Below are 25,505 nucleotides of genomic sequence, written 5' to 3' on the forward strand. Positions count from 1 at the left end.
ATGGAATTAGGCAGATGTCTGCAAACCATGAGCCATAAATATTAAATTTTAATGATTGTTCTCTAAGAGTTTCAACAGCACTAATCGTCTTTGAAGAGATTAAAATCTATGCTGATGATGATAATCCAAGAGTAAGCTTTATAGCTTAAAATTTAGTAGGGTTATCCAAACTGAACTTGCACAAATAGAGTTTTAATGACTTCGTTACACAGGGTTTCTTTATAATCCTGGGGTGGTGTCATTGACTCTAATTCTGGCATGAGTTGATCCCATGAATCTACACCACGTTATAGAAATGTTTTGATCAGCACAATCACAAGAAATCCTAGCAGCAAAGAAAGACCGATAAAATAACCTCGACGCATGTAGGCTTCGGGCAGCATCGTCTCTGCTAAAACGGTAAGAATGGCACCGGCTCCAATCGACTCGATAAAGGAGGCTAGGTTTTCGGACGCACCTGCCAAAAGTAAGCTTCCTAAGCCCGCAACAATGCCCTGAATCAGCATAACCGATACCCACATGGTGACAATACGGGTAAACGGGAATCCTTGCTGGCGCATACCATCTGAGCTGGACAGTGCTTCTGGATAGTTAGAGATAAATAGTCCAGCCAGTAGCGTGGCGCTGACGCCACCGCTGACGAGTGTGCCAGCACCAATGGTTAAGGACTCAGGAATGCCGTCTATTAACAGTCCTAACCATATGGCTAAAGGGGCATTGTTATGCTCCCCTAATGACTGAATCATGGCCTGGGCTGAGGGTAGCGTTTCGCCTCCTTGCAAATCATTAAATGCCTGTTGTAACCATGCCGTAGATTGTTTTTGAGAAAAATTTTGCTTTTGTTGTAAATAGCCAGTAATCTCTCCCTGGCGCAGAAATGTCTCAACGGCATGATTCAGATTCAGGGACTGTTTTAACAGCTCTTCAAAGTCGGTTTTGCTCAGTTGCCAAAGGCAAACACTACTGTCGGCAACAGCAGTCACCGTATGGCGTGCACCGGTTAAAAAGGAGAGTTCCCCAAAGGCATCCTTGGGATGAAGCCTGATCGCCTTTCGACTAGGACTTTTGGGATCGCTCTGGAGAACATGTCCTGCATGAATGATGTACAGGGTTTGGCCTTCCTCCCCCTGGTAAAAGAATGTTTGCCCAGCTCCAACTCGTCGATATTGCAGACGGCTGGCAATTGCTTCAATATCTTCGCTTAGCAGGTATTGAAAAATGGGTAGTCGTTTAATCTGACGGGCAATTTGGATAAATTCGTTGGCCTTGTTATCGATGGACACAGCATCGGGAATTCGTGCGGCTGTTTGGAGGCAGGTCACTGTTTTTTCAACCCAGGCTTTAATCTCGTTACGGGTGAGATGGTGACGCTGTAGTAGGTATTGGGCAATTTCATCTCCCTGCACTAGATGTTGGGTGGCTTCATTCAGCTCAGGGCAGGTTTCTAGCAGATCTTCGAAGGACTCTCTGGGTAAACTGGCGATTTCACAATCTGTGGTTGCGATCGCAACCGTCCCATGGGGAGCCCCTGTAAAAAACGCCATCCGACTAAAAATGTCCCCTCGTTTCAGCTGGGCAAACGGCTGCATATCCTGGTCAGGATCTAGCAACTGCACGTTTCCACTGTTGAGGATGTATAACGTCTCGCAAGCACTACCCGGCTGATACAGTACGGTATTACTGGAATAGTGGCTAACCAGTAGACATTTAGTCAAGCGCTTTAGTGCGTGGGGTGTTAGCGAGCGAAAGATCTCAAGTCGTCTTACTTGTTTTAACAGGCCTTGGAAATGTTGCTCCTGATGATTGGCAATATGGGCAGCAGCCGTCGCTGGCTTTCGCAAAAAGCTGCCATATTTGTTCATAAACTGATTGACCGTTGTAAAAAAGAGACTGCCAATAATACCACCTGTCACCAACTCAACAATAAATCCTTCCTCTACAGCATGGGAGACTAGATCCAGCATCGTTGCTGCTAGTAACGCTCCGGCTCCAAATGCGGTCAGGGCACCGACAACCCGTCCCGAGGGTTGCCAAAAACGAGAGGTCACCGCCCCTAAAGGCATGGATGCCGCACATAGCAAACCAGATTGAAAGGCGCGTATAATCACAGGTTGCATAGGACAACTTCAGATTGACAGACGCGTATAATCACAGGCTGCATAGGACAACTTCAGATTGACAGGCGCGCACAATAATGAAAGACCCAGGTTGGGGTTGTCGATGGGTGGATGAGTGATGGGGGAATGGGGTGACTATTTCAGCGCAAGCGCCTAACTTGCCAGTCAAGGCCTAAACCGTTAATCTATGGCTTCTCTTGTTTCAAACAGTGCCAACAATCTTGGGCAATGGTCCAATCCTCTTGGGTGTGAATTACTAAAACACGCACCTTAGAATCAGTAGTGGCAATATCCTGATCGACAGGAGCCTTTTCATTTTTACTAGGATCTAGTGTCAGTCCTAAAAAATCCATCGCCCCACAGGCATCAGCTCTAATCGAGGCATCATGCTCACCAATGCCAGCTGTAAAAACAATAGCATCTACACCGCCTAAACTCATGAGCATTGAACCAAAACAGGCCTTAAGACGATGGAGATAAACATCTCGGGCCAGTTGCGCATGGGAGTCTCCAGCAGCAATTGCCTGTCTAATGTGTCGTAAATCATGGGATATCCCAGAAATACCTTTAAGCCCTGACTCTTTATTAAGCATGTGGTCCAGCTCATCCGCGCCATAGCCTTGTCGCATCAGGTAAATCAAAATGCCGGGATCAACCGCCCCAGAACGGGTACCCATCATCAAACCATCCAGGGGAGTAAAGCCCATGGTGGTATCAATGCTGTGGCCATGGCGAACAGCCGAAAGAGAACCCCCATTGCCTAGATGACAAATAATCAGCCGTAAATCATCATTTCCTAACAGCTGGGCAGCTCGCTGACTACAATATTGATGGCTGATGCCATGAAACCCATAGCGACGGATGCCCTGGTCTACCCAGCCATAGGGGCCTGGATAAATCGCTGCTACATCTGGCATCTGGCTATGGAAGGCCGTATCAAATACAGCTACTTGGGGGACTGCCAGTAACTCCTCCATAAGCTCAATGCCTTCGAGATTGGCCGGATTATGGTTGGGGGCCAGCTGTTTTAGACAATCAATTTCTGCTTTTACTTCAGACGTAACAACGGTGCTAGCTTGGTAGGTCTGACCACCGTGCACAACTCGATGGCCAACCACATCAACCTCTTCCAGGTGCTTGAGAACCTGCGTTGTCCCCTGGCAAAGAGAACCCAGCACCTGAGAGAGAATTTCTCGCCGAGACGTTATGGTCAGTTTCTGTTCTAAAGCCTCACCAGCTTCAGTCTTAACCTCGATCACAGCCTGTTTGGGATACCAATCAATTTGGGCCTCCCAAACAGGTGTAGGAGTATTCTCAGGCAGAGTCTCACCTAGGTCATACAAACAGAGCTTATGACTACTAGAACCGGCGTTGAGAACCAGGATCTTCATGTTGTGTAGGGCCACTTCCATTGAACAATTTCATCTTGGTCCTTACCATGCTCATGGGCATAGGCTAGGGATGCAATGATCTTGTTCTTCATCCGCTCTTTTGCATGGGCTGCAGCCGATCCCAGCTTCGGTACGCGGTTAATCACATCAATCACCAAGTTAAACCGGTCCACCTGGTTATTGATCGCCAGCTCCAGCGGTGTGTTGATATTTCCTTCCTCTTTATAGCCCCGTACATGGATACGTTCTTGCTTAGAACGACGGTATACCAGCTTATGGATCAGCCAGGGATAGCCATGGAAGTTAAAGATCACGGGTTTATCGGGGGTGAATAGGGAGTTGAAATCCCAATCCGATAGACCGTGGGGATGTTCTCCTTCGGACACTAGCCTAAACAGATCCACCACATTGACAAAGCGAATCTTCAGTTCAGGAAACTCTTCTCGCAAAATAGCGGTTGCCGCTAGCGCTTCCATGGTGGGAATATCACCGCAGCTGGCCATTACCACATCAGGTTCATCAGGATCAGTTCCGCAGTCATCATTGCTAGCCCAATCCCAGATGCCGATGCCCTTAGTGCAATGGGCAATGGCCTCATCCATGGGCAAATACTGCAAATGCTTTTGCTTATCTGAAATGATGACATTGATGTAATCCGTACTGCGGAAGCAGTGATCAGCCACCGACAATAAGCAGTTGGCATCCGGTGGGAAATACAGTCTGACCACATCAGGGCTTTTATTGGTCACCAGGTCGATATAGCCGGGATCCTGATGGCTAAAGCCGTTATGATCCTGTCGCCAAACCAAGGACGACAACAGAATATTGAGGGACGATACCGACCGTCGCCAGGGCACATGGTTACGACAAATATCTAACCACTTGGCATGTTGATTAAACATGGAATCTACCACATGGGCAAAGGCCTCATAGGTATGGAAAAGGCCATGGCGTCCGGTCAGCAGGTATGACTCTAGCCAGCCCTGTAGCGTATGCTCGCTGAGCATTTCCATCACCCGACCATCGCGGGACAGCTCAGTTCCCCCCTCATCCTCCGGGTAGATATCTGCCATCCAAACCTTTTTGGTGACCTGATAGACATCTTGTAACCGGTTTGATGCGGTTTCATCGGGCCCCATCAATCGGAAGTTATTGGGGTTATCCCGCATGATGTCGCGCATCAAAAAGCCCAGCACTTTAGTGTTTTCAAACTCCTCAGTGCCATGGTGTTCCATCTGAATGGCATAATCACGGAAATCAGGAATTTTTAGGGCCTTACGCAGTAAACCACCGTTAGCATGAGGGTTAGACCCCATGCGGCGACTACCGCTTGGTGCTAACGCCTTAAGTTCAGAGATCAGCGCTCCGTTTTCATCAAATAGCTCTTCAGGTTTATAGCTGCGCATCCATTCTTCCAATCGGCGCAGGTGATCAGGGTTGTCATGCATGCCTCCCATGGGCACCTGGTGAGAACGCCAGAAGTCCTCAACTTTTTTGCCATCAACTTCAGTAGGGCCAGTCCATCCCTTGGGGGTGCGTAGCACAATCATGGGCCACCGAGGTCGCTCAATTTTGCCGGATACCCGTGCCTCTCGCTGAACTTCTTTGATTTTCAGCACACATTCTTCCATCACCGAGGCCATCCGCTGATGCATCTCAGCGGGATCTTTCCCTTCCACAAAGTAGGGGGTATAACCATAGCCCCGGAACAAGCATTCCAGCTCTTCATGGGAGATACGGGCCAGAATGGTGGGATTGGCAATCTTGTATCCGTTCAAGTTCAAGATGGGGAGCACAGCGCCATCCCTGGCTGGGTTAATAAATTTATTAGAATGCCAGGCGGTTGCCAGGGGGCCGGTCTCCGCTTCCCCGTCACCCACTACACAGGTAACAATCAGATCTGGATTATCCAGCACCGCACCGTAGGCATGGGAGACGCTATAGCCTAGCTCACCCCCTTCATGGACTGATCCCGGCGTTTCTGGAGTGACATGGCTGCCGATATACCCAGGGAACGAAAACTGTTTAAAGAATCGGCCCATGCCTTCAACATCTTCGCCCTTATCTGGGTAGATTTCGGAATAGGTACCTTCCAAGTAAACAGGCCCCAACACACCCGGCGCGCCATGGCCAGGACCGGCCACAAAGATCATGTCCAGATCGTATTTCTTAATCAGCCGGTTGCAATGCACATACGTAAAACTCAGGGCTGGAGATGCTCCCCAATGACCGAGCAAGCGATGCTTAACATGCTCAGGCTGAAGAGGTTTCTTGAGCAATGGGTTGCTACGCAGGTAGATCATGCCCACAGCAAGATAATTACAGGCTCGCCAGTAGGCATCCATGAGACGTAATTCATCTTCCGTAGGCGCAGACAATGGGGAAAAGTTTGGTTGAATGGGAGTTTGAACCATAGTTAATAGTTCCCTCTAACAAAAATCACAGGTTTTTAACTGAAGATACGGTGACAGACTCTTTTTAAGAATTCTCTTAGAGTCACAAATAAGTAGCCTGAAAGGAGTCTTTAACGCAAAGTATATCTAAGAAGAGTTCTTCATTTACGATGCATGCACCATTGTAGGTTCCAAATTAGAATTGTGCAGATAAGAGGTACAACAAAGTCAACTCTTAATACTTTTAACTTCTTTGCTAGCAACAGCGATTTAACAACTTGCAACTGGCTGCTAAGACCAGTTTAAGCACATGATAAGCGCTATTTAAGTATTTGATAACGTTGCTCTTTCATGACAACATCCCCAGTATCTAGCTACAGTTTCCCATAACCAAATTCTATTTTTTGTCTTTGATAATGAACCATGAGTCTTAGGATTCTTTTAAGATTCCTGGTAAACAGCTGATGAACTTAGAATCCTATTCTCTGTAATTTTCTACTGTGCTAAATATCACTATTTAAACAGTTCATGGTGGAGAGATTTGAAGCTTGCGAAATAATCACATCTGACCAATTTCATTGACCAAGTTCTATAGTTTTATATGAAACACTTAGATAGATACAAGGGATTGTTTTCTAAGAACAATAAAGATTGTATTCAATGCAGACGATTGAACTAGCACTATTTATGATTGTGGCGTCAGGAGGCTGAGACCAACGATGAGAACAGCGTTTTTCAACACTAAGCTCTACGATAAACATTCATTTATTGAGATTAATGAAGATTATAACCATGAGCTCACGTTTTTTGAGCCCCGCCTGACACCCAAAACAGCATCGCTAGCCGCTGGTTTTCCAGCGGTGTGTGTCTTTATTAATGATGAATTGGACGAGGACACGCTGCGTGCGATCGCAGCCACAGGCACCAAACTCATTGCCCTGCGCTGTGCTGGATTTAACAACATCAACCTCAGTGTGGCAGAAGAGCTAGGCATTACAGTCATGCGTGTGCCCGCCTATTCACCCTATGCCGTGGCAGAGCATGCTGTTGGACTGATTATGGCCCTTAATCGTAAACTTTACCGCGCTTACAATCGTGTGCGGGATGATAACTTTTCGTTAGATGGCTTACTGGGCTTTGATCTCCATGGCAAAACCATTGGCATTGTAGGAACAGGTAAAATTGGCCAATGTTTTGCCCAGATTATGAATGGATTTGGCTGTAAGCTCTTAGCCTACGATGTACGGGTCAATCCAGCTTGTGCAGATATCGGTGTGGACTATGTAGAGCTGCCCATATTGCTGACCCGCTCCGACATAATTTCTCTCCACTGCCCATTGTTACCATCCACACACCACTTAATAAACGCTGAATCTATACAGCATTTTAAGCCAGGCTCAATGCTCATCAATACTAGTCGTGGTGGGTTAATTGATACCAACGCCGTGATTGAAGCCATTAAATCAGGGCGGGTAGGGTACTTTGGTATTGATGTTTACGAACGCGAAGGCAGTCTGTTTTTCGAAGACCTGTCTGACACCGTTATCCAGGATGATACCTTTCAGCTGTTGCAGTCTTTTCCTAACGTAGTCATTACAGCCCATCAGGCCTTTTTCACCAAAGAAGCCTTGCGCAACATTGCTCAAGTCACCCTGGCTAACATCAGTGATATGGAAGCAGGACGGACCAATTCCAACGCAGTGAAGCTCACTTAACATTAACAATCTCTTAACGCCCTCTTGTTAGATTAAATTTCAGCAAACTCACCTAACATTAATAATCTCTTAATGCCCTCTTGTTAGATTAACCTCAGCATTAGTATAGGTTTGACTTATAGTGCTGAGTAAGCATTGGATTTCTCTCTAGCAGTCCTTAAAATACTCTTTATGAAGCCACTTATTCATCGCACTAAAATTGTGGCCACCATGGGTCCTGCCAGTCGGTCTCCAGAGGTGATCAAACAGCTCATGCTCGCCGGCATGAATGTAGCCCGGTTAAATTTTTCCCACGGCACCTATGAAGATCATGCTGAGCAGATTCGTCAACTGCGGGCGGTTTCCGATGAGTTAGAAATGCCCCTGACGCTTTTACAAGATTTACAAGGTCCTAAAATTCGAGTGGGCCAGTTGCCCAACGGCGAGCTAGAACTCCAGCCAGGAAAGAAAATTACCTTTGTGCCCGTATCTGAGGAATCCCCCCAGACAGATGCGATCGCCATTGACTATCCACATCTAGCCGAAGAGGCTACTCCAGGGACTCAAATTTTGTTAGATGACGGGTTGTTGGAAGTACGGGTAGAAACGGTTCAAGGGAATGTAGTACAGTGCAGTGTCATTACCGGTGGCATCCTTAAAAGCCGTAAAGGTGTAAATCTCCCTAGCCTTAATCTGCGGCTACCCTCCTTAACTGAAAAAGATAAGGAAGATTTAGCCTTTGGCATAGAACAAGAGGTGGATATTGTTTCCCTAAGTTTTGTGCGGAGCCCAGAGGATATCAAAAACCTCAAAGCTTTTTTGGCAGCCAAAGCGGTTAATATTCCAGTATTAGCTAAATTAGAAAAACCTCAGGCCATTCAAAACCTGGAAGCAATTATCGATGAATGTGACGCCATCATGGTGGCACGGGGAGATCTCGGTGTAGAAATGAGACCGGAGAAAGTTCCCCTTATCCAAAAGCGAATTATTCGCCTATGTAATCGCAGAGGCATTCCCGTCATTACAGCGACCCAGATGTTGGATAGCATGACCCATAGCCCTCGGCCAACCCGTGCCGAAGCTAGCGATGTTGCTAACGCTATCATGGATGGCACCGATGCAGTGATGTTATCAGGAGAGTCTGCTGTTGGTAATTATCCCGTGGAAGCTGTGAAAATGCTGGCGCGGATTGCCACTGATGTGGAACCTGAGATCGATTATCCTAACTTTCCACCCCAAAAGATTGATGCTCCTGCAGCCATTAGTGAAGCTCTTAATGCCATTGATCATGTTTTAGATCTCCAGTGTATTGTTGGTTTTACAGAGACGGGATATACCGCTCGCTTAGCAGCTGCGGAACGTCCCAAAGCTACCGTCGTGGCTTTAACCGCGAATCCTAAGGTTTATCGACAGCTAAACCTTGTATGGGGAGTCCGTCCTGTTTTGTTAGAACAGTTAGACGGTTCTCTTGAAACACTGTTTGAACAAGTTGAAACCTGTTTGTTAGAGAAACATTTTGCAGCCCCTGGAGATCGCATTTTGCTTCTAGGGGGTCTACCGATTAAGGTTTCTGGCTCCACTAACTTTCTCAAAATTCATACTATTGGGTCGGGTGATTAAGGGGACGGCACAAAAATAAAGACCCAGGTTGGGGCTGTCGATGGGTGGATGAGTGATGGGATAATGGGGTGATTATTTAAGCGCTTGCGCTGAAGAAGTTGTGCCCAGATAGACCTGAGCTCATGCCAGACTACCCTTAGCTCAGGTCTAGATTTCGAGTTCTGAACCCGTTATCAGCCCATGTTTCTATAATAGAAACGTGTTTCACTTATGTAGCTATGGCAAATCTTTTCCACCTAGCATTCCCTGTTAGCAACATTCTCGACACCAAGCGATTTTATGTGGACGGTCTTGGCTGTCAGCCGGGTCGTGAATCTCCCAGTGCGTTAATTATGAACTTTCAGGGCCATCAGCTAGTGGCCCACGTTACCCGAGATCAGCTATCTGACCAAGGAAGTATCTATCCCCGGCACTTTGGCCTAGTTTTCGATACTGAGGCTGACTGGGAAGCTTTAGCAGAACGGGCTAAAGTCCAAAACCTCTCCTTTTACCAACAGCCAAAGTGTCGCTTTAGGGGGACTCCTTTAGAGCACCGCACATTCTTCCTCGAAGATCCATTTCATAATCTGTTGGAATTTAAATACTATTGTCATCCAAGTGCCATCTTTGGTGAGAGTCATCATGCTCAAGTAGGCGAAGTTGCTATGGCTTAATCTTTAGCCCTTGGGCAATGGCCGCTAAACCCCGTTCGTCCCACACCATGCCATCGTGGGTCCGTACGGGTAGTCGTTGGCTTTCACCAATCGGCAAACAACAGTGGTGTGCAGGCAGAACCAACAGATCATAGGCTGTCCATAGCCACAGCGGTCGACAGGTGACTAGCTGTTCCATATCTTGATTTAGCTCCGTTAGAAAGGCACTGCCTGGACGCATTTGTACACATCCTATATTCCACCGAAACCAGGCAAGGGCTGAACCATAGTGAGGCACTGCCACACCAACAAATCGCTGCACTCGCTGCAAACCACCCAAACGCTGTAGGTAGTAACGGCTAGCCAAGCCACCCATGCTAAACCCCACCAGGGAAAATGGTTGCCGCTCTCCCAGGGATGCCCTGATAAAATCATCGAGCTGCTTCGCTTGTTGCTCTATACCGATATCACCGTTATTGGGTTTTATGCTAATGGCATAGACATGCCAACCTTGATTTTCTAAATATGGACGCAACCGTCCAAAAATATTAACGGTATTCCAGAGACCATGGACCAGCACAACCGCTGGTTTGTGATTATGCGTCACGCTTGCCCCGACCCTCTAGCCAAAACAAAAACACAACGATGCCGATGACGCCCATCTGTACAGCTAGATTAGGCAAGGCCGTCTCTACATCCTTACCGGCCATCAGCTGAGTCAAAAATACAAATGCCCCCAACAGCCCGGACGCCCCCACAGCACCATAGATAACCTTACGCATTCCTTTGAAAGGTGACTGCGTCTCCTGAACCAGGCGCTCAAACCGTTCCTGGCTCATGCCTGGTGGTTTGGTGGGGGTGCGATCGCTAGAGCCAGACTTTTTTGCCATGGAGCCTTTATTTAGAGGGGATAAGTACCATTTTTTCAAACTATGTCCCATCTAGCACAGGGGGGCCTGGATTTTTGGAAGATGGACTACGATGATCCCCATAGCAATTGCCTCTCAGGCTCTATCATGCCCCATTGATGAATTTCTGAATTTCTGATGCACCCTGGATGCAGTACCATGATCTACTAGCTAGACTTAGCATTCAATATGCCAACGTGGCTCAGTGGTAGAGCACTCGATTCGTAATCGAGCGGTCGCGGGTTCAAATCCCGCCGTTGGCTTCTTAGGTTTCAGCGTTTTCAAGGGTTTCAACCTACTTCGAGAATTCTTATCAAAGTAGATATTCGAGCATAAATAACACAATTACTAGAAAATCTAGTCCAAAATTAGTCCACCCCTTGGACGCGATTTTGTTTGTCTGAGGCGCTATGAAAAGGGCCTTCTGGCTATAAAGAGAGCGTAGGTGGCTTCACAGAAATTACTGTGATCACATTTCTAATAGTCCTCGTTTGCCTCTTCAACGACAAAGGATAAGGCCAAGGCTTCACTACCATCTAAATCAATGGAGATGTTCAGCGCATCCAAATGTAATCCCGGTTGACAATATAGATTACACTCTGCTATCTTGATGAATGTAAGGCGCACCGCTTCAACTGCGCCACTTCCCTTCACCTCACTACATCTCAGGAATCAACATCATGTATACAGATTTTTACCGCCCAATTATTAACGCAGCTGCTCCTCAGATAGCTGCGTCCCGTGTAACTCGAATGGTTATCGAGACCAGTGCCATCGCTTTAAGCGAAGTCATTACGGTCCTACTACTCACTACTCTAAATGCAGGCGTAGTGAGCGGTGAATGGGTTAAGCGCAATTTATCTGAAGCGCTTCAATGGTGGAAAACCGGAGGCCAAACGCAAACCAAGGAACAGGTTGCAGAGTTCGGCTGGATGGTTCTTCGAGCAATCGCCCTAATTCTCATCGCCCTGGCCTGCCTGATCTGTGTACTCGGTTTCAGTCTTCAGCTTCATTGGAAAGGCTTGGTGGCTCTTTGGGGAGTTATTAATCGGGTCACGGACGATGGCTTAGGAATCTACGGCCCTTCACCCTTATTGGAGAGCTTAAAAGATCGACTGCTCCCCAGTGGAACCTGCCCAGTGCTAGCGATCTCAGAATCTGATCTAGTGGCCGATTCTCTTGAACTCCCTGAAAGCGAAGCTCTCATTTGGGCTAAGCAACGCTGGACTAAAGAGCTCTCTAAGAGTGACGTTTAAGTACCAGCAAAAGATAAGCGGGCAAAGGAGGAGCTGCACCTACTCTCGCTCTTCCTTTTCCCGCTTCAAAACTTTTCCACTTAATCCCCTCCTCCCTGCCCTATTCTCATTTCCGCTATGACTTCTTCTTCTTCCCTACTCTCTTCCCCCACCATTGTCTACGTCTCCTATCCTCGTTGGGAGTACTGCCCGGAACCGTTGCGGCAGACTATAGCCAAACTCGCTGGACAGCTGCCCCCAAAACATTTAGCTCCTTGGCCAGGACTCATTAGTCTGTCGAACTTGGACGATGACTATGCCACATATGAAGCTGTAAGAGAATGGGTCGGCAGGAACTGTGATGGCCACATCCGCTGGTTCACTCTCGGGGGAGTAGTGGATGCTGCTGAGCTCCTTGTGGAACGAGCACTAGAAAATGGCAATCTTCGTGAGTACACGGAAAGTATAGCTATCAACTTTTACTGGTCTTCCGAATGCCAGGGATGGCTAGATGTCGAGGAAAGCGGAAATGGAGATTGTCATTTCCTCGTACCGCCCAATTCAGTCGAGAATTTCTTAAAAGATTGCGGAACAGGGTTCGACCGAGAAGCGTTTAATGATGGGTGTGAACAGTATTGTGAAATGAATAAGGTGCTATGGGGAGAATGGATCACAGCGCTATACGAGCCTGCTGATCATGACTGGGAAGTTTATGAAGACGTTCTCGATGATGAGATCTAGCGGGATAATAGGGCAATTTACCCGCTAGATCTCAGGCTCCAGCGTTTCCTGCACACCACCAGAAATCTGCCATTGATATCCACCCTTAACATCCCAATACTCCAGCAAGTGCCAGATTACAATCCGACTGGTCACCTGGATCAGTGTCAAATCATCCACCTCCATAGCTAAGCGCAGTAATCCTGCATGATACTCGCTCACTCTAATTTGCTTTAGCCGATGCTGGTTCTTTCGAGCCTCCCCAGCATCGGCTATTCGTTTGAGGGGGGATGTGGGAAAGTCCGGTCGGAGTCCTTTCTCCTGCCAAGGTTTCAGGTCATCCTCCAAGAGCGCTCGATAATAGGCCCCCTGAACTCCGTTATAGCCTCGGGCCTCAGCATCTAACTTACCTGCCGCTAGATAGTAATCCAGGTTTTGCTGGAAGAAATCTGCGACGATCGCATTCACAAACCCTGTCATCGCCCCGCCTCGCATACCCAGCGCTGTCTGGAACTTTTCCCACAGTTCTGACCCCAGCACTAGATAACTGGTTTGGATTTGCACATAAGAAGGAGACGAGGACGAGGAAGGAGAGGCCATGAGCACAGGAACCCTGTAGGAGTAGGAAAGATTGGGAGATTGGGACACCTCAGTTTAAGCTCTGTAGCCGCTGTAAGGCAAAGGGTGGGGTGGGAGAGCACTTGGGAAAGAAGTAAGGCAAAAAGTGTGACATAAAAGGACAAAAGTGTTATCGTACAGAAGTCGGTACGAATCGGTACAGTTCGTACCGAAGAGATTTCAAGAGACACCAAGAAAATGGGTAATGCCTCTATTAGACCTGAGCTGATAAAACAGCTCAAGGAACGTTTTCCTAGGCACACAATTAGCGAATCAGTTGCTATTTTGTTGTCCCTGACGCTTCCAATTTCGATAGGGACCGCCACATCGCCAAGCAATGAATCGCAAGAGGAGGATGCATGCAAAAATTCACACCTGCTGGATTAGCATTTGGCTCCTTCCTGCTAATGGTCCCCAGTTTTGCCATCTACCATCACACAGGCCTGAGCCAACAAGCCTATGTGGCTAACACACGAGAATCCGCCCATTTAGATTGGGCTCGGGCTGGCTCTAGTCCAATTTCTAGTGAAGAGGCCCTGGCCAGAGCTAACACCTGTGCTATCGGTCGAGGCCGTGACATGGTGCCAGTCTCTACTGTTTTCAACAGAAATTTTAATTTTGATACGCCTGAAGAAGCTGCTGCCAATGAGGGGCGTTTCTACTGCGCCTTAGATGGCTCGACTGTTCAGATTATTGGGGGGAAGGCAACGAAGCCTGTTCGTGTAGCCCCTGAGGATTTGAACAGTTATCACCAAGTGCTTGTGGATAAGCACAACGTAGATGTTGGACAGATTTTGAACTTTCTAGAACGCAACGAAGATAGTAACGGAGATACCTCCAATGACAACGAGTGATGGCAGAAGACGATACCGAAGCTCCCCGCCAAGAGATGATTACAGAAGATCTCCTAGAGACCGTCGAGGAGAGCGCCCGCAAACCTCCGAGACCGCAACGCCTGAAAGTCCACCTCCCAAAAGGACGAGAAAAACTAAATCTTCCTCTAGTCACGACCCAATCATCAACGGGTTACCTGGAAGGGTGTTCGCGATGGTGCTGGGCCTTTGGTCTATTGCCATAAACATGCACAACTTGTACTACTATTTTGCGCCGGAGGCATCTGCCCGATTTGTCGCAACTGGGATACTAAATTTCATAGCGAGCTTGCCTGTCTTCAATCTCCTAGCATTTGTTTTTCGAATAGGGATGGCAGCGCTGGCGTTCTTACTCTTCCGAATCATGCGGCAAAAACGACTCTTCATGAACCCAATTTGGCTCATAATCTGGTCTTCTTGCCTTTATGGGGCAATTGTAGGAATCGTTCAGGTGATCATGACGTTCCCACTGTTGCTGTCCATGTATTTGGTGGCGGCCCTCCAATACGCCGAGATCATCTTCTGGAACGCTCGAAAACCCTCTATACAGCTTTGGATGCTGGTGTTAGGTGCCTACGGAGTTGAGATTTGGCTGCAATACGAAATGATGCCTTTTCACACTGACTATGCCACGTCACTTGGCCTGATCATGGCCATGGGCAGTCTTGGTAATTTTAACTGGGCAGGGTTCCAGCCGATTCAATGCCTTTTTGCAGCGATTGGTGTGTTTGGGATTGAAATGGCCGAGCGCATTTTGAAAATTACGGAGAAATATGGGTAATGGTACAGGAGAAAACTACCCCCGGTGCAGGGGGCCTGACGAAAGCCAGCAAAAGTGCGATCGCACGAATTGAAGATTTTGAGCTAAGAGATCTTGATTGTGTTGGGCAAAAGTGGCCAGAGATGAAGGCCGGGAATAAAGCTGTTATCTACTTTCTGTTTGCAGTTAGTTGTTTAATCAACCCAACACAAGCTGCTTGGGCCAGCATGCAACTCGTATTGGTGCCCGTCATCGTTGGCATTCTCAGTGGCGCGATGGGGCTCTTTCAAGTTGGCGAAGCGTTTGACGAACAAAAAGAGGAAGACGCCCGAGAAGAAGAGGAGGCGACTGGGGATGAAGAAGGGGAGGGGGAGATTGTAGACGTCGAATCACATGAGGTGGATGATGCCGACGATGGGGATGATGACCATGAGGTAGAGCATCAACCTCCCGCCAGATCTAGAGCTGGGAGCAGAAATACTCGTCGCAGTTACAGAACCAGTCCTAGCCACCCAGCTACCAATGAGGGTCAAGACGATTCTAAACCAGTTTTTGAGCCTAGTCCCTGGGCTAAGACCCCGGATGGGGTACAGATAAGACCTTCGCACGAAACCTCCTCTCCTGGCCAACACGAGGATGAGAGTTACCCGTTTCCTCGGAGACCGTCACGAGGGGAACTACCTCCTGATGATGGACCCAACGACAACGACGCCCCCAAAGAGGATCTCCTAAGTGACACAGAAGCAGCAACGGCCATGGCCAAATTCATGGCCGTTGCTGTAGATGAGCTTCTCCATCTGCCTGTGAAAGAGCGAGCTCAAAGGTTATTGGATGCGCTAGAAACCTCAGGATGTGATCTTTGGGCATACATCAACGACCCCATCCTTGTCTGTCAGGGAACCCAGCAATCTGGCAAGAGTACCTTGGCTGTGATTATCTCGGTTCTGGAGGCAGCTTTCTACGGAAAACGCATCAACTACATTACCAGTAATGGGGACATCTACCCGGTAGCGTTTGCTGCGATCGGAGATGGGCCAGAGTACTACCTTCAGTTAGCGGATTACCTCAGGACGCTACAGAAGGATGAGGGTGGGGAGGACATTTGGATTACAGATGAACTCTCTAAACAGCCGTATGAAGCGACATCCGCTGTGTGGAATCAGCTATTGAGTGATTTCATCAAGACGGGGGATACAGTACGTCTTATTGCTCACGGGACATCCGCAGCTGACATGGGCCTACCCAAAGGTCGAGCCAATCAGTCGAAAAAGGAAATCACAATTCTTGCCGCTAAACGAGCTGTAGATGTGGTGGGTAAGAAAGCTGCCCGACACCTAATGAAAGGAGGCCGGTACCCCAGTGGTCAATATCAGCTTCAGGAACTCCAGGGGGATACGTTGGTGGATGTTCCTGAGGAGCGAGTTCAATTACCTAAATGGCTGCAATTCGAGACTTACACCCATCCTCGAACAGGAGAGCAAATTCCTTGCTATGTGAGAAGTCTGCTGCGATATTTCCCTGAATTGGATACTCGGGCTCAGGGGGAGAAGCCTAAGGTGCTGTTCGAAGAGACGAAGAATGGTGCTAGCTCTGATCCTGCTCAAGCTGGATTTACCCCCGATCCAGCTGACGATAGCCCTCAGCCTGATGACAGCCCTCAGCCTGATGACAGCCCACAAGTAGATTCCGTTCGTTCATCTCTTGAAGGACTGCTCGACGCAGTTGATGACGACTCTGACCCCTTGGAGGATGTCTCCGAGTTAGCTCAAAAACTCCATGCCTGGATCACGACCGGAGCAGGAACTAAACTCTGGCAAGAGCGCGAAACCAAAACAGCTGTCATCACAATCGTAGACCGAGATGACATAATTTCAAAAGGTAATAAACATTGGATAAATGGAGCCACTAAAAGTTGCCATACTTTTGAATTGGCAGACGCGATTTCTGAGTTAGTCAGCATAAGAAAACTTTCTAAAACAAAAGAAGGTCATGTGGTGGTAAAAACGCAATGGAAAAGTAAGGAGATTTGATCAATCTTGGGTCACTTTTAGTGAGGATTTTTCACAAGCAAATCTTTCGCGATTTTTCAACGTAGTAATGGGCCTTACCGCATTCCTTACTACATTCCTTACTAGGGAAGGAATCCTTACACCCCTCATTACAGCTGCATTACAGCCCCTTACCAGGTCATTTTCCCGGTAAGGGGCTTACTTTTTAGAGTAAGGAATCCTTACACCCCCTATTACAGCTGCATTACAGCCTTTCTGAGAGGGGGAAATTCGTAAAAAGGCCAGTAAGGCAGTAAGGCGTCAGAAAGGCAGAAGTAAGGAGTTTGGTAAGGAATCCTTACACCGCCCATTACAGCTGCATTACGCGGATCGGGTAATTCCTTACTGGAGAGGGGCAATTCCTTACGATCCTTATGTAATGGGCATTACCACCTTACTAAAGAGCGGGGAAAAGGAGGTAAGGGGTTAGTGACAGGAATTGAGAATTTTTAGGAATTTTAGACAGTAGGAATAAGGGGGCATAGAAGGATATTAGCTAGTAATAAATAAGCCATATTTTTTATAGTTGTTGTTAGGAATAGCGGACTAAAATCTTGGCTTAACTAGGCAAAATGTAAGCCAAAATGTATACTAAGACACCAAATGGAGGTGGCAATGTAAGGCAAAAAGTGTAATATGGGATTTGTAGGCGAGGTCCTCCCAGTATACCCAAAGGACCCTCAAGTCAGAATTACCCAACGACTCATGGCAAAATCCTCTTCAGTCTCAAACAAAGACAATAAAGACTCAAACTACAACACCTTAGTTCTTGACATTGGCAATAGCGATATCAAAGGTGAAATTAATGGTGAGCAATTTACCCTTCCTAGTAACTACTCGCAATGGTGTGGTGCTAACAACCTAGAATTGCGAGGTATGCGCGCCCCATTCGACGGGTTTAGCGTTTACGACTACAACAACAACCCCGCTGAGGAGCAGTTCAAATTTAGTCCTCTAGGGGGTAAACGACTTCTTGGAGATGGAGATAAACTACTGCGCTACAAAAATATAGTGCAGGGGTGCTGCGGTGCTATTAAATCAGATGCTCCTTGGAAGGTAGTGCTCTCCTATTGGAACCCTGCCAAGTTAAACCTGCTCCCACAACTGCTTAAAGGTACCCATTCTGTAATGGTTAATGGTGTGGACAATCAATTCACTGTTGATCAAGTTATTGGTGTCGCAGAAGGAGCTGGCGCTCACGCATTGTATCGTAAAGAAGGTGCTGGCACTTTCGTCACAGTTGATATTGGATACAACACTCTGATTTTCCGATCAACAAGCGATGCAGGTGTGATGGAACACCACACAGAACCTAAAGTCGGTGTCTGCGAAATCGTTTCCTACATTCAGAAATCCCCAGCGCTGGTTAAACAAGCAGGAACCGGTATCACAGACCGAGCGGTGATTGAGGCAATTAAGAGCCGTGGAATTCTAAGAAACAATCAACGCGAGATCCCTGATATAGATATCTCCCCCCTTATTAAATCCGCATCTGCTAACTGGATGGAGGGACCTCTGTCTAAGCTTGTTCAAGAATTCTCTGCAGATGTCAACCAAGCTTCTGCCATCTGGTTAATCGGAGGTGGTGCTAACTTACTTCGCGAATTTACCCAAGGTACAAACATCCATGTTCCCGCCGATCCTGGCTTCACGAACTTAGCTGGTATGTCCACTTTCCTCTAATACCATCATGACTGGCTCAGAAAGCACTATCAAAGTTGCAACGGAGCTTAAAAATAAGTCCCTTGTCACGATAAAAAATAACGAACACGGGCATCTAAAAGGCATCGTTGCAACTTTCCTGAAAGCCTACATAAAGAACCCCTCCGCTATGTTGTATATGGCTAACGCTATCCTCTCTGACGCTCCTTGGCAGAAGACCGGAGTAATTCCAAGTTCTGAAGGGTCTGTGACTCCCGTACGTCCAAAAAGTGCGCTTACGGAAGATAACGCTTTTGGGAAAGTCTTCAAGAACGCACGAAAATCTCAAATTCAAATTAATGCAACGGAGGTATTGCAGTGATCCCGTCTCTGAGTTCACTAGAACAGATTGACACAGAAGTGGAGCACCCATTTACTTGGGTTCAGAAATCGAAACTGGTGCTCTCGTTTCGTGGGCAATGAAACTTTCAACACCTCGACCCCACCGCTTAGACCACCTCCTCTCACCCTCTTGTCTCACCCTCTCGAAGGAACCCATCCATCATGCCACGCATACCCGTAACCCTTACCCTACAAGACCTCGACGATTTAGAGCGAATCCTTGAAGCGCTAGAAACTGAAGCTTGCCATAACGAGATGAACGGGCACTACGCCAGCGCGGATATCTGTCGGATGCTGGCACAAGATCTAGCGCTTCAAAATCCGTTATCTCCGTCACCGCCTCCCCTCACCAGATATCACATCGAACTAGAAGACGGAACCCACCTCCAAGCTATAGAAGCCGAGTCTCCCGAAGATGCGTACAACCAGTATGTGGCAGAACATTTTGGTAATGGAAGCTGCGGTTGGGATATCAACGTAGTGGACGCTGAGTCAGATGATGTTGTAGGCGCGTTCTAACTCAGCGTCCACCACAGCAATCCCTCGCCCCACTTCCCTTCTCGTCCTCCTCCTTACCCACCCCTTCCCTCACCATGTCTTCGCTTTCACCCCCACCCTCACCTTCTCCCCAACCAACCCCTTGGCTATATATCGCAAAGTCCCTGGCAGGTTTCTGGCATCGCGGACTCAAACGAAAGGAAGAGTGTGTGGTGATCAACTTAAAGTACCATCCAGATCATCCTGCCCAAATAGCTATCCCGGTTTCTGTGATAAAAGAGCTGGTCGAACCGGCCTGGGGGAGAAAAACAGACTTACTCCAATATTTCGGGAGAGGGGAGCCTAAAATGCTCATCTCTGCGGAAATCCTGCGGAAAATTTTCTTAGAACTTCAACTATGCATAATTCCGGAGAAACCCTCATCATGCCTAGATTCGGACCTTTCTTGTTGACACTCTTGCTCGGGGCCAGTATCGGCTGGCTAGTGAATACGCACCAGTGTGGTCAGACAGTACTGGCTGAAGAGATTCAATACCGATGCTACTGGTGGAAATAACAATATTGTAAATGTAGTCAGTAGCACCAACCTAATTTTTAACCCTCTAGGAGAACTTGATCATGGCATTTGAAAAAGGAACAATGCGGCTAGAACCCGCACAAAAATACGCATTCCCCTACTGTGATATCCGGGATTGCAAGGAAAACGAAGGGAACTACCAAGCAACTTTGTTTGGCAAAAAGTTTGTTGATTCTACATTAAAGAACCTCTGCCTAAAACTTGCGAATGAGCTATATCGCTTAGCTGAAATTGGCCATCGCTGCGAGAACAGTGAGGTGGAGATTAAAAGCTTTTCAGGCAGGTCTACAGAAGAACCCTAACAATACCTCGTACATCAACAAAGTGCTTCATTAACAAGATCGTCATGAAAACACTGTTCGCCATCTTTCTGTTATCTGTGATCCCCGGAAGAGCTGTTTTGGCTCAATCGGTAACTATTCATCCTGCAAATGTGCACATTGCGGATCAGACCATTGGTTCTAATACTGCTATGTGTTGGATCGACTTCAATAGTCAAGGTATATTCGTTGGCCAACCCTGGTGCCAGGTTCACCTGCCCGCTCGTTCTGGTCCGCGCACTAACCGGCAATACTTAGTGGAAGGAAGCTCTGCGGTTATCAATGATCGGATTCCTGGGCAGCCTGGGAGAGCGGTTTGCACTGTCAACTTCGATAGCCGAGGCACTCTGATGACAGTTCCTCTATGCTATCGAGGACTGAGTGGCGGAGGCTGATTGAAATTTGTTGGCAAAATCATTAGCAGCACACACCCCTTATGACCCCCGAAGAACTTAAACCCATCTGGCGATGGAAGCGCCTCTCCTTCCGTCGCCGTTCCACTCTCCCCGATGGCCCCGGTATCTACGCTATCTGCGTCTTTTACCAAATCTACTACATCGGTCTAGCCAGCAGTCTACGAAACCGTTGGCGAGGACAAGGGCATCACCGATTCCATATAGCTCGTTTAGTCCCCTTTGCCCACCTTAAATATATTGAAGTGCCTGAGCCAGACCTTCGAGCTTGTGAAAAGCATCTTATCCAAAAGATCGACCCGCCCTGGAACTACACTTCTGACCCGATCGATGGTTGGCTAGGGGCCATCTGGTGGCATGGGAGAGGGCACTGTCATTCCGATAAGCCGCCTATCGATTGGATTGAAGTAGGTCTGTGGGTTGCAATCGTGGGAGTGGCTATTGTTGTGATCCGGAGATTACTGGGATGAAACGCTACCTGCTGTTTGCTTGGCCGAGTTACGAAGTTGGTGGAGGCTGGAATGATTTTTATGGAGACTTTGATAGCCTGGAGGCAGCTATCGACTACGTCGATCAAAACGAGAATATTCTAGGCTATTGCGACTATTTACAAGTCGTTGATGCACAAACTTTCAATGTGCGCAATAACACTCCAGGACTTATCGTATGGAAAGAACCAAGTAGAATCGACAGGACCCCATATCCTTCCTCGTCCTAACCGCCCATCAATCTCCTGCCAATCGCACAACCACGATCGCAATCCCCAGAACCGCCCCCACGATCGCAGCCAGCCAAGGGTGATCCTTGGCCCAGCTCATAAGCCCCCTCGCAACCTCAGCTTTCCAATCCTTGACCACAGGATCGGAAAGCTGAGGTTTCTTGTTCTTCACGTTCCCTCTACTCTGCCCGTTCCCCTCTCCCAAAATCTCCAACCACCCAAGCAGTGCGTACTGATTGTTAATCATGCGATTTTCTAGCCGAAGCTTCACCCGTCCAGCCCCAAAATCATACTCGCTATAGGATGCTTGCCCTGGATAGACCATCGCGTCCTGAACATGGGATGCTAGCCGCTCTTTATCCGGGCCAATCGGTAGCAAATTATTCAAAATGCAACTCTCTTCAATCTCCTTAAGCTCCCCAACTTCGGCCCCCAAAAGCTGCTCAGCATTGGCATCCAGACGAATGATAAACGCAATTCCTTCATTCCCAGAGGAAGAGAGCAACATTGTGCCAATCCCTTTGGCAGATCGACTAATCGCCACCCACGCTTGAACAGCATCGAGCCGGATAGTATCTAGACCGTTAGTGTTGTCCGTGTCCTGCTCGTGGAGAAGCTGGACTGCATAGCCTGCCGTTGGAGGCTTCTCAGGGTGGAAACGCAGTCGTGCCCCAACCGGGAACGGAGTCCACTTCAAATGGGAAAGCGCTTGACCATCGAGATAGGTATGCTTCCAGGTGGCGGACCAGCCCCCATTTTTCTCTCGACCTCCGTCCCGAACCATGAGCCGAGAGCCGTCCCCCTCTGGAGCAAGGATGGTCACCTGGCGACGACTCAGAAAAGTGATAATTTTGCGAAATGCGATATGGTTAGAGCCCATCCCCTCTCGGGAAACCCCAATGACAACTGTGTAATCGGCTCCCCAGCGTTTGGAGATATCGATCTCAACCGGAAATAGTCCTGGCTCGAAAATCCGAAGAGTAGTCATCAGAAGGGAAAGAGGAGGATCGCGTATACTAGGGATAAAAATTTAAGTCTACTCGGCAATCAAATTAGACTACTAAAGTACTATTCTATGGCACCGCCTCCTAAGCTGCATCCGCCCTCTTCGCAGAACTCTGACCCAGTGCGGAAAATCCTAACCTTGGTAGACACCCGGATGAGCTCCCGATTGGCCGCTACAAATCAAGAACTCGGGAAACAGTTCGGGAACTTGGAAAACGAACTAGGCAAGCTATCTAACCAGCTGTCAACCTTGAGAGCAGAGAATGAGGAGCTTAGGAAGGAAGTAGTACAACTGAGATCTGAGTTCAAAGAAATGCAAAAGTTAGCTCTCGCTGCTCAGGATTCCGCAGCATCGGCCAAAGCAGATGGACGAGTAATGGCAGAGACCATGGAACGAGTAAATTTGCTAGCTGAGATTAATGATGCATTCTTAGAATTACTAGAACCCTTGCACCGATGGCTATCCAAGGTAATGGAAAAGCGCAGACAACTTCATGAAGTTAGTGTGGGCAAAGAAAGTCTGGTCTACGGTGATCGACTTCCTGGGGACAAGGTGAATCAAAAGGGAGGGGGCTAGTGGCTGAAATCCCTACACTCACCTTGTCCCCGGCCTGGGGCGTGCGGGAACGGACCAGCCTCCCTTTTGACGAGGCTGAATTGGGAGATAGTTATAAGTCCCGAGTTGACCGCACCATCACAATCACAGGAACCTGGGAGATTTCTAGGGTTGGGCTCACGACAGCTGAGAAAGACCAACTGGTGGCGGAACTCTCCCTCTACACAGGGGTGGATGCCTTTCGATGGAGCCCGCACCCGGATTTGCCTAAGCGGGTCTACTTTTGTGAAAGCTGGGACACCATTCCGCTTGGCCCAAACGGCTGGGAAATCAGAGCTACATTTATTGAGGATGAGACCGGGGAGAACTTAGCTTTTGCGGCGCTGATTGATGATACAGCGATAGATACGATGCTGGCAGGATCGCTTCAGTGGCTTCAAACTTATACGAGGGATACGCTTCCGCTGGCTGCAAACTCAGATTACGTAACGGTTAACGCTTTTCATAATGTCTTAGGACGTGGGGGTTACTTTCCGGGTAGCGCTGGGACAACTGAGGGGCAAGCGGCTCTTGGTCGAGCTTGTATGGAAGCGTTCTTTGTTACGGGGGTTGTAGCTTGGAAGAACTATGCGATCGCACTTGGAGAGGCGCTGATCGAGTACTACTACAATGACCCTGTGCCAGCTCCAGGAAGTGAGTTTAGTACAATTTGGCTCAGTCACTGGCTGATTAATGTGAAAGAGCCTTTTGTGAGTCGAGGTCCTGCCAATACGATAGATCCATTAAATTATGGGGATTTTGGAAGGACAATTACGTTTACCAACGGTGTAGGTGTAATTCCTAGTGGTAACCCGAGTGATGGGGAACTCCTAGCCGTTGTCTATAAGGTGTATTCCACTGATGGGATCCTCCTTTGGCAAAACGTGGATGCTCCACTAGTCGCTGGAACTGAGTACGCCATTGAGTATTTCGTAAGTGATTTCCAGCTCAAAGGCCAAAATTATCGGATATTCCCCGATACAGAGGCATCTGGGGGAACACCTCCGATTTCGACAACGGAAACAGCTGGACTAATCAAGCTAACGAGTAGCTACACAGGAACCGCAAAGTTAGTGTATTGCACGTACTCAGGGCCTGTGATTCAAGTGAATCAGCTTTTTGAGCCGTACCCAGTCTGGCGCAAGCTACTTTAACTGAGTTGTTCTTTAGAAACCAACACTATCTATCATGTCTACCCCCTCCTCAAGTACATCTGATACCCGAACCTTCGACTTATCAATCCCGTCTGGCGCAACCCAGTCTGCACGAGTGCCAATAAAAACATTTGGCAAACTCACTAAATTAATGAGCTTAGCTGTATCAGCAGGAGGGGTTTCAAGCGACACAGGGCTCACGTTCATTACTTGGGAACTAGGAGGAACGGGGGATGGATTAGTTGTTTTAGCTTCTGAAACGATGAGTGATGGGGCATTTACGCTAATGGTTAATGCCGATGGGGGGGTATTCGGGGCGAATGTGATGGCTCCTCTAGCGGGTGAGATTGATAAGGACTGGCAGCTGAAACTGAGCAGTGCTGCAACAGCAGACTTGAAGATTATCTTACGAGTTATCTAGGTTGAGAGGGTCGGAAGATGAGTAGCTTCCTTCATCTAGGATTGGGTTTTGTTTCGGGGTTGTTTGGGTCCGGAGGTCCACAACTCTGGACACCCGCACAGATCAGTCCCTACGCTTGGTATCAACCTGGTGACTTACTAACTGACACTAGTGGGAACAACAGAAACTTTGTCGCAGTAGGGGGAGTTATCCAAGGCCCCACATTTATTTCTTTAGATGGAATCGATGGGGGGCTTAGCATCGAGTCCGGCTTTAATTTGGATCTAACGTATTACATTGTTTGGCGACTGGGAGATCACAATCCCAGTCAGCCCAATGGACGCAATCAACTACTGGACTCTTCCACTTCGTCTAACGGTATGGTCGTGCGGCGCTCTAGTCCTACGACGGCCCAGATTACTGGCAGAGGAGGATCATTTATAACAGCCACTTATCCGATGGCTGATCAAGAGATCATGCTGTTCCAGATGCAAAGCGTATCTGGAAACCGCGCAACATACAAAAATGGCGTACTGGAGCGTTCAGACAACAACCCTCTGAATAACCTGACAATAGGGCTAGAGGTTGGTCGCACGGGAGGAGGCCACAGTAATCACGCAGAACTCGATTTATACGAAATGGTAATCGTGGAGGGGGCGCAACCAGTCGATATTAGGCAAAATATCGAAGGTTACTTGCTATGGAATAACGGATTTCAAGATTTACTACCAATCGATCATCCTTACAAAGATTCTCCACCCAGCTAGCATCTTC

27 protein-coding genes and 1 tRNA gene are annotated in these 25,505 nt (G+C 48.0%); 20 read left to right on the forward strand and 8 right to left on the reverse strand.

The features are described 5' to 3' along the window. Positions 1-287: 287 nt before the first annotated feature. From U2F10_RS02635 to U2F10_RS02645, 3 genes are all read right to left on the reverse strand, one after another. Positions 288-2,117 carry a cyclic nucleotide-binding domain-containing protein gene (locus U2F10_RS02635; RefSeq protein ID WP_499870544.1) on the reverse strand — a complete coding sequence of 610 codons (1,830 nt, stop codon included), beginning with the start codon at positions 2,115-2,117 and terminating at the stop codon, positions 288-290. A gap of 185 nt (positions 2,118-2,302) precedes the next feature. Beyond that, the gene (locus U2F10_RS02640; RefSeq protein ID WP_499870546.1) at positions 2,303-3,508 is read right to left on the reverse strand and encodes an acetate/propionate family kinase; all 1,206 of its coding nucleotides are present in this window, start codon (positions 3,506-3,508) and stop codon (positions 2,303-2,305) included. Continuing rightward, the gene (locus tag U2F10_RS02645; protein WP_499870547.1) at positions 3,505-5,922 is read right to left on the reverse strand and encodes a phosphoketolase family protein; all 2,418 of its coding nucleotides are present in this window, start codon (positions 5,920-5,922) and stop codon (positions 3,505-3,507) included. The genes U2F10_RS02640 and U2F10_RS02645 overlap by 4 nt, the downstream gene beginning before the upstream one ends. Positions 5,923-6,620: 698 nt before the next feature. Here U2F10_RS02645 and U2F10_RS02650 point away from each other — a divergent pair. From U2F10_RS02650 to U2F10_RS02660, 3 genes are all read left to right on the forward strand, one after another. Next, on the forward strand, positions 6,621-7,616 hold the full coding sequence (locus U2F10_RS02650) for a 2-hydroxyacid dehydrogenase (protein WP_499870549.1): 996 nt from the start codon (positions 6,621-6,623) through the stop codon (positions 7,614-7,616). A 171-nt stretch (positions 7,617-7,787) separates the two neighbouring features. Beyond that, positions 7,788-9,215, forward strand: a complete 1,428-nt coding sequence (pyk, locus tag U2F10_RS02655) for a pyruvate kinase (RefSeq protein WP_163671128.1) — start codon at positions 7,788-7,790, stop codon at positions 9,213-9,215. 218 nt (positions 9,216-9,433) lie between these two features. Further along, entirely contained in the window at positions 9,434-9,868 is a 435-nt protein-coding gene (locus tag U2F10_RS02660; protein ID WP_163671129.1) for a VOC family protein, read from the forward strand. Here the strand turns inward: U2F10_RS02660 and U2F10_RS02665 are convergent. Next, a complete protein-coding gene (locus U2F10_RS02665; RefSeq protein ID WP_499870551.1) occupies positions 9,858-10,454 on the reverse strand; it encodes an esterase/lipase family protein in 597 nt (198 codons plus the stop codon). The two genes, U2F10_RS02660 and U2F10_RS02665, sit on opposite strands and share 11 nt — an antisense overlap. Beyond that, positions 10,444-10,737 carry a DUF3493 domain-containing protein gene (locus U2F10_RS02670; RefSeq protein ID WP_163671131.1) on the reverse strand — a complete coding sequence of 98 codons (294 nt, stop codon included), beginning with the start codon at positions 10,735-10,737 and terminating at the stop codon, positions 10,444-10,446. Before U2F10_RS02670 ends, U2F10_RS02665 begins: the two co-directional genes overlap by 11 nt. 209 nt (positions 10,738-10,946) lie before the next feature. On the opposite strand from U2F10_RS02670, the gene U2F10_RS02675 reads away from it, so the two are divergent. Next, a tRNA-Thr gene (locus U2F10_RS02675) sits at positions 10,947-11,018 on the forward strand. Positions 11,019-11,232: 214 nt separating this feature from the next. On the opposite strand, the gene U2F10_RS02680 is transcribed toward U2F10_RS02675, so the two are convergent. Then, on the reverse strand, positions 11,233-11,409 hold the full coding sequence (locus U2F10_RS02680) for a hypothetical protein (RefSeq protein ID WP_499870553.1): 177 nt from the start codon (positions 11,407-11,409) through the stop codon (positions 11,233-11,235). A 26-nt stretch (positions 11,410-11,435) separates the two neighbouring features. Here U2F10_RS02680 and U2F10_RS02685 point away from each other — a divergent pair, with 26 nt between their 5' ends. Both U2F10_RS02685 and U2F10_RS02690 read left to right on the forward strand, forming a co-directional pair. Further along, positions 11,436-12,011, forward strand: coding sequence for a hypothetical protein (locus tag U2F10_RS02685; protein WP_499870555.1), 576 nt, complete (start codon positions 11,436-11,438; stop codon positions 12,009-12,011). A gap of 117 nt (positions 12,012-12,128) precedes the next feature. Next, complete coding sequence (locus U2F10_RS02690) at positions 12,129-12,731, forward strand: hypothetical protein (RefSeq protein ID WP_499870557.1); 603 nt, start codon at positions 12,129-12,131, stop codon at positions 12,729-12,731. 24 nt (positions 12,732-12,755) lie between these two features. Here the strand turns inward: U2F10_RS02690 and U2F10_RS02695 are convergent, their stop codons facing one another. Next, on the reverse strand, positions 12,756-13,310 hold the full coding sequence (locus U2F10_RS02695; protein WP_499870559.1) for a hypothetical protein: 555 nt from the start codon (positions 13,308-13,310) through the stop codon (positions 12,756-12,758). Between the two features lie 377 nt (positions 13,311-13,687). On the opposite strand from U2F10_RS02695, the gene U2F10_RS02700 reads away from it, so the two are divergent. The 10 genes from U2F10_RS02700 to U2F10_RS02745 all read left to right on the forward strand — a co-directional run bounded on the left by U2F10_RS02700 (position 13,688) and on the right by U2F10_RS02745 (position 21,577). Continuing rightward, positions 13,688-14,182, forward strand: a complete 495-nt coding sequence (locus tag U2F10_RS02700) for a hypothetical protein (RefSeq protein ID WP_499870560.1) — start codon at positions 13,688-13,690, stop codon at positions 14,180-14,182. 193 nt (positions 14,183-14,375) lie between these two features. Continuing rightward, a complete protein-coding gene (locus tag U2F10_RS02705) occupies positions 14,376-14,981 on the forward strand; it encodes a hypothetical protein (protein ID WP_499870562.1) in 606 nt (201 codons plus the stop codon). After that, positions 14,981-16,990: a hypothetical protein gene (locus U2F10_RS02710; RefSeq protein WP_499870564.1), complete on the forward strand. Its 2,010-nt coding sequence runs from the start codon at positions 14,981-14,983 to the stop codon at positions 16,988-16,990. Before U2F10_RS02705 ends, U2F10_RS02710 begins: the two co-directional genes overlap by 1 nt. Before the next feature lie 723 nt (positions 16,991-17,713). Then, positions 17,714-18,691, forward strand: a complete 978-nt coding sequence (locus U2F10_RS02715) for a ParM/StbA family protein (protein ID WP_499870566.1) — start codon at positions 17,714-17,716, stop codon at positions 18,689-18,691. 7 nt (positions 18,692-18,698) lie between these two features. After that, positions 18,699-19,031 carry a hypothetical protein gene (locus U2F10_RS02720; protein WP_499870568.1) on the forward strand — a complete coding sequence of 111 codons (333 nt, stop codon included), beginning with the start codon at positions 18,699-18,701 and terminating at the stop codon, positions 19,029-19,031. 182 nt (positions 19,032-19,213) lie between these two features. Continuing rightward, entirely contained in the window at positions 19,214-19,570 is a 357-nt protein-coding gene (locus U2F10_RS02725) for a hypothetical protein (protein ID WP_499870569.1), read from the forward strand. 597 nt (positions 19,571-20,167) lie between these two features. Continuing rightward, complete coding sequence (locus U2F10_RS02730; protein WP_499870570.1) at positions 20,168-20,428, forward strand: hypothetical protein; 261 nt, start codon at positions 20,168-20,170, stop codon at positions 20,426-20,428. A gap of 44 nt (positions 20,429-20,472) precedes the next feature. After that, positions 20,473-20,841, forward strand: a complete 369-nt coding sequence (locus tag U2F10_RS02735; RefSeq protein ID WP_499870571.1) for a hypothetical protein — start codon at positions 20,473-20,475, stop codon at positions 20,839-20,841. Positions 20,842-20,882: 41 nt separating this feature from the next. Beyond that, positions 20,883-21,329 (forward strand): GIY-YIG nuclease family protein, encoded by a 447-nt coding sequence (locus U2F10_RS02740; RefSeq protein WP_499870573.1) that lies wholly within the window; start codon positions 20,883-20,885, stop codon positions 21,327-21,329. Next, on the forward strand, positions 21,326-21,577 hold the full coding sequence (locus U2F10_RS02745) for a hypothetical protein (protein WP_499870575.1): 252 nt from the start codon (positions 21,326-21,328) through the stop codon (positions 21,575-21,577). Before U2F10_RS02740 ends, U2F10_RS02745 begins: the two co-directional genes overlap by 4 nt. 7 nt (positions 21,578-21,584) lie before the next feature. Here the strand turns inward: U2F10_RS02745 and U2F10_RS02750 are convergent, their stop codons facing one another. Then, entirely contained in the window at positions 21,585-22,565 is a 981-nt protein-coding gene (locus U2F10_RS02750; RefSeq protein ID WP_499870577.1) for a hypothetical protein, read from the reverse strand. 330 nt (positions 22,566-22,895) lie between these two features. Here U2F10_RS02750 and U2F10_RS02755 point away from each other — a divergent pair, with 330 nt between their 5' ends. From U2F10_RS02755 to U2F10_RS02770, 4 genes are read left to right on the forward strand one after another with little or no spacing between them, the layout of a single operon-like run. After that, entirely contained in the window at positions 22,896-23,159 is a 264-nt protein-coding gene (locus U2F10_RS02755) for a hypothetical protein (RefSeq protein ID WP_499870579.1), read from the forward strand. Continuing rightward, on the forward strand, positions 23,159-24,331 hold the full coding sequence (locus tag U2F10_RS02760) for a hypothetical protein (protein WP_499870581.1): 1,173 nt from the start codon (positions 23,159-23,161) through the stop codon (positions 24,329-24,331). Before U2F10_RS02755 ends, U2F10_RS02760 begins: the two co-directional genes overlap by 1 nt. 34 nt (positions 24,332-24,365) lie before the next feature. Then, positions 24,366-24,752 (forward strand): hypothetical protein, encoded by a 387-nt coding sequence (locus tag U2F10_RS02765; protein ID WP_499870583.1) that lies wholly within the window; start codon positions 24,366-24,368, stop codon positions 24,750-24,752. Between the two features lie 17 nt (positions 24,753-24,769). Beyond that, entirely contained in the window at positions 24,770-25,498 is a 729-nt protein-coding gene (locus U2F10_RS02770) for a hypothetical protein (RefSeq protein ID WP_499870585.1), read from the forward strand. Positions 25,499-25,505 lie beyond the last annotated feature (7 nt).

The sequence above is a fragment of the Leptothoe sp. EHU-05/26/07-4 genome, assembly GCF_043421015.1.
Lineage (GTDB): Bacteria > Cyanobacteriota > Cyanobacteriia > Phormidesmidales > Phormidesmidaceae > Leptothoe > Leptothoe turfae.

Bases quoted from the DNA above. Each gene is read 5' to 3' on its own strand.
- U2F10_RS02660 (WP_163671129.1), top strand. From the start codon at position 9,434: ATGGCAAATCTTTTCCACCTAGCATTCCCTGTTAGCAACATTCTCGAC.
- pyk (WP_163671128.1), top strand. From the start codon at position 7,788: ATGAAGCCACTTATTCATCGCACTAAAATTGTGGCCACCATGGGTCCT.
- U2F10_RS02670 (WP_163671131.1), bottom strand. From the start codon at position 10,737: ATGGCAAAAAAGTCTGGCTCTAGCGATCGCACCCCCACCAAACCACCA.
- U2F10_RS02720 (WP_499870568.1), top strand. From the start codon at position 18,699: ATGACTGGCTCAGAAAGCACTATCAAAGTTGCAACGGAGCTTAAAAAT.
- U2F10_RS02730 (WP_499870570.1), top strand. From the start codon at position 20,168: ATGGCATTTGAAAAAGGAACAATGCGGCTAGAACCCGCACAAAAATAC.
- U2F10_RS02765 (WP_499870583.1), top strand. From the start codon at position 24,366: ATGTCTACCCCCTCCTCAAGTACATCTGATACCCGAACCTTCGACTTA.
- U2F10_RS02695 (WP_499870559.1), bottom strand. From the start codon at position 13,310: ATGGCCTCTCCTTCCTCGTCCTCGTCTCCTTCTTATGTGCAAATCCAA.
- U2F10_RS02735 (WP_499870571.1), top strand. From the start codon at position 20,473: ATGAAAACACTGTTCGCCATCTTTCTGTTATCTGTGATCCCCGGAAGA.
- U2F10_RS02690 (WP_499870557.1), top strand. From the start codon at position 12,129: ATGACTTCTTCTTCTTCCCTACTCTCTTCCCCCACCATTGTCTACGTC.
- U2F10_RS02755 (WP_499870579.1), top strand. From the start codon at position 22,896: ATGCAAAAGTTAGCTCTCGCTGCTCAGGATTCCGCAGCATCGGCCAAA.
- U2F10_RS02750 (WP_499870577.1), bottom strand. From the start codon at position 22,565: ATGACTACTCTTCGGATTTTCGAGCCAGGACTATTTCCGGTTGAGATC.
- U2F10_RS02770 (WP_499870585.1), top strand. From the start codon at position 24,770: ATGAGTAGCTTCCTTCATCTAGGATTGGGTTTTGTTTCGGGGTTGTTT.
- U2F10_RS02715 (WP_499870566.1), top strand. From the start codon at position 17,714: ATGGCAAAATCCTCTTCAGTCTCAAACAAAGACAATAAAGACTCAAAC.
- U2F10_RS02685 (WP_499870555.1), top strand. From the start codon at position 11,436: ATGTATACAGATTTTTACCGCCCAATTATTAACGCAGCTGCTCCTCAG.
- U2F10_RS02640 (WP_499870546.1), bottom strand. From the start codon at position 3,508: ATGAAGATCCTGGTTCTCAACGCCGGTTCTAGTAGTCATAAGCTCTGT.
- U2F10_RS02710 (WP_499870564.1), top strand. From the start codon at position 14,981: ATGGTACAGGAGAAAACTACCCCCGGTGCAGGGGGCCTGACGAAAGCC.
- U2F10_RS02650 (WP_499870549.1), top strand. From the start codon at position 6,621: ATGAGAACAGCGTTTTTCAACACTAAGCTCTACGATAAACATTCATTT.
- U2F10_RS02725 (WP_499870569.1), top strand. From the start codon at position 19,214: ATGCCACGCATACCCGTAACCCTTACCCTACAAGACCTCGACGATTTA.
- U2F10_RS02740 (WP_499870573.1), top strand. From the start codon at position 20,883: ATGACCCCCGAAGAACTTAAACCCATCTGGCGATGGAAGCGCCTCTCC.
- U2F10_RS02700 (WP_499870560.1), top strand. From the start codon at position 13,688: ATGCAAAAATTCACACCTGCTGGATTAGCATTTGGCTCCTTCCTGCTA.
- U2F10_RS02705 (WP_499870562.1), top strand. From the start codon at position 14,376: ATGGTGCTGGGCCTTTGGTCTATTGCCATAAACATGCACAACTTGTAC.
- U2F10_RS02645 (WP_499870547.1), bottom strand. From the start codon at position 5,922: ATGGTTCAAACTCCCATTCAACCAAACTTTTCCCCATTGTCTGCGCCT.
- U2F10_RS02635 (WP_499870544.1), bottom strand. From the start codon at position 2,117: ATGCAACCTGTGATTATACGCGCCTTTCAATCTGGTTTGCTATGTGCG.
- U2F10_RS02745 (WP_499870575.1), top strand. From the start codon at position 21,326: ATGAAACGCTACCTGCTGTTTGCTTGGCCGAGTTACGAAGTTGGTGGA.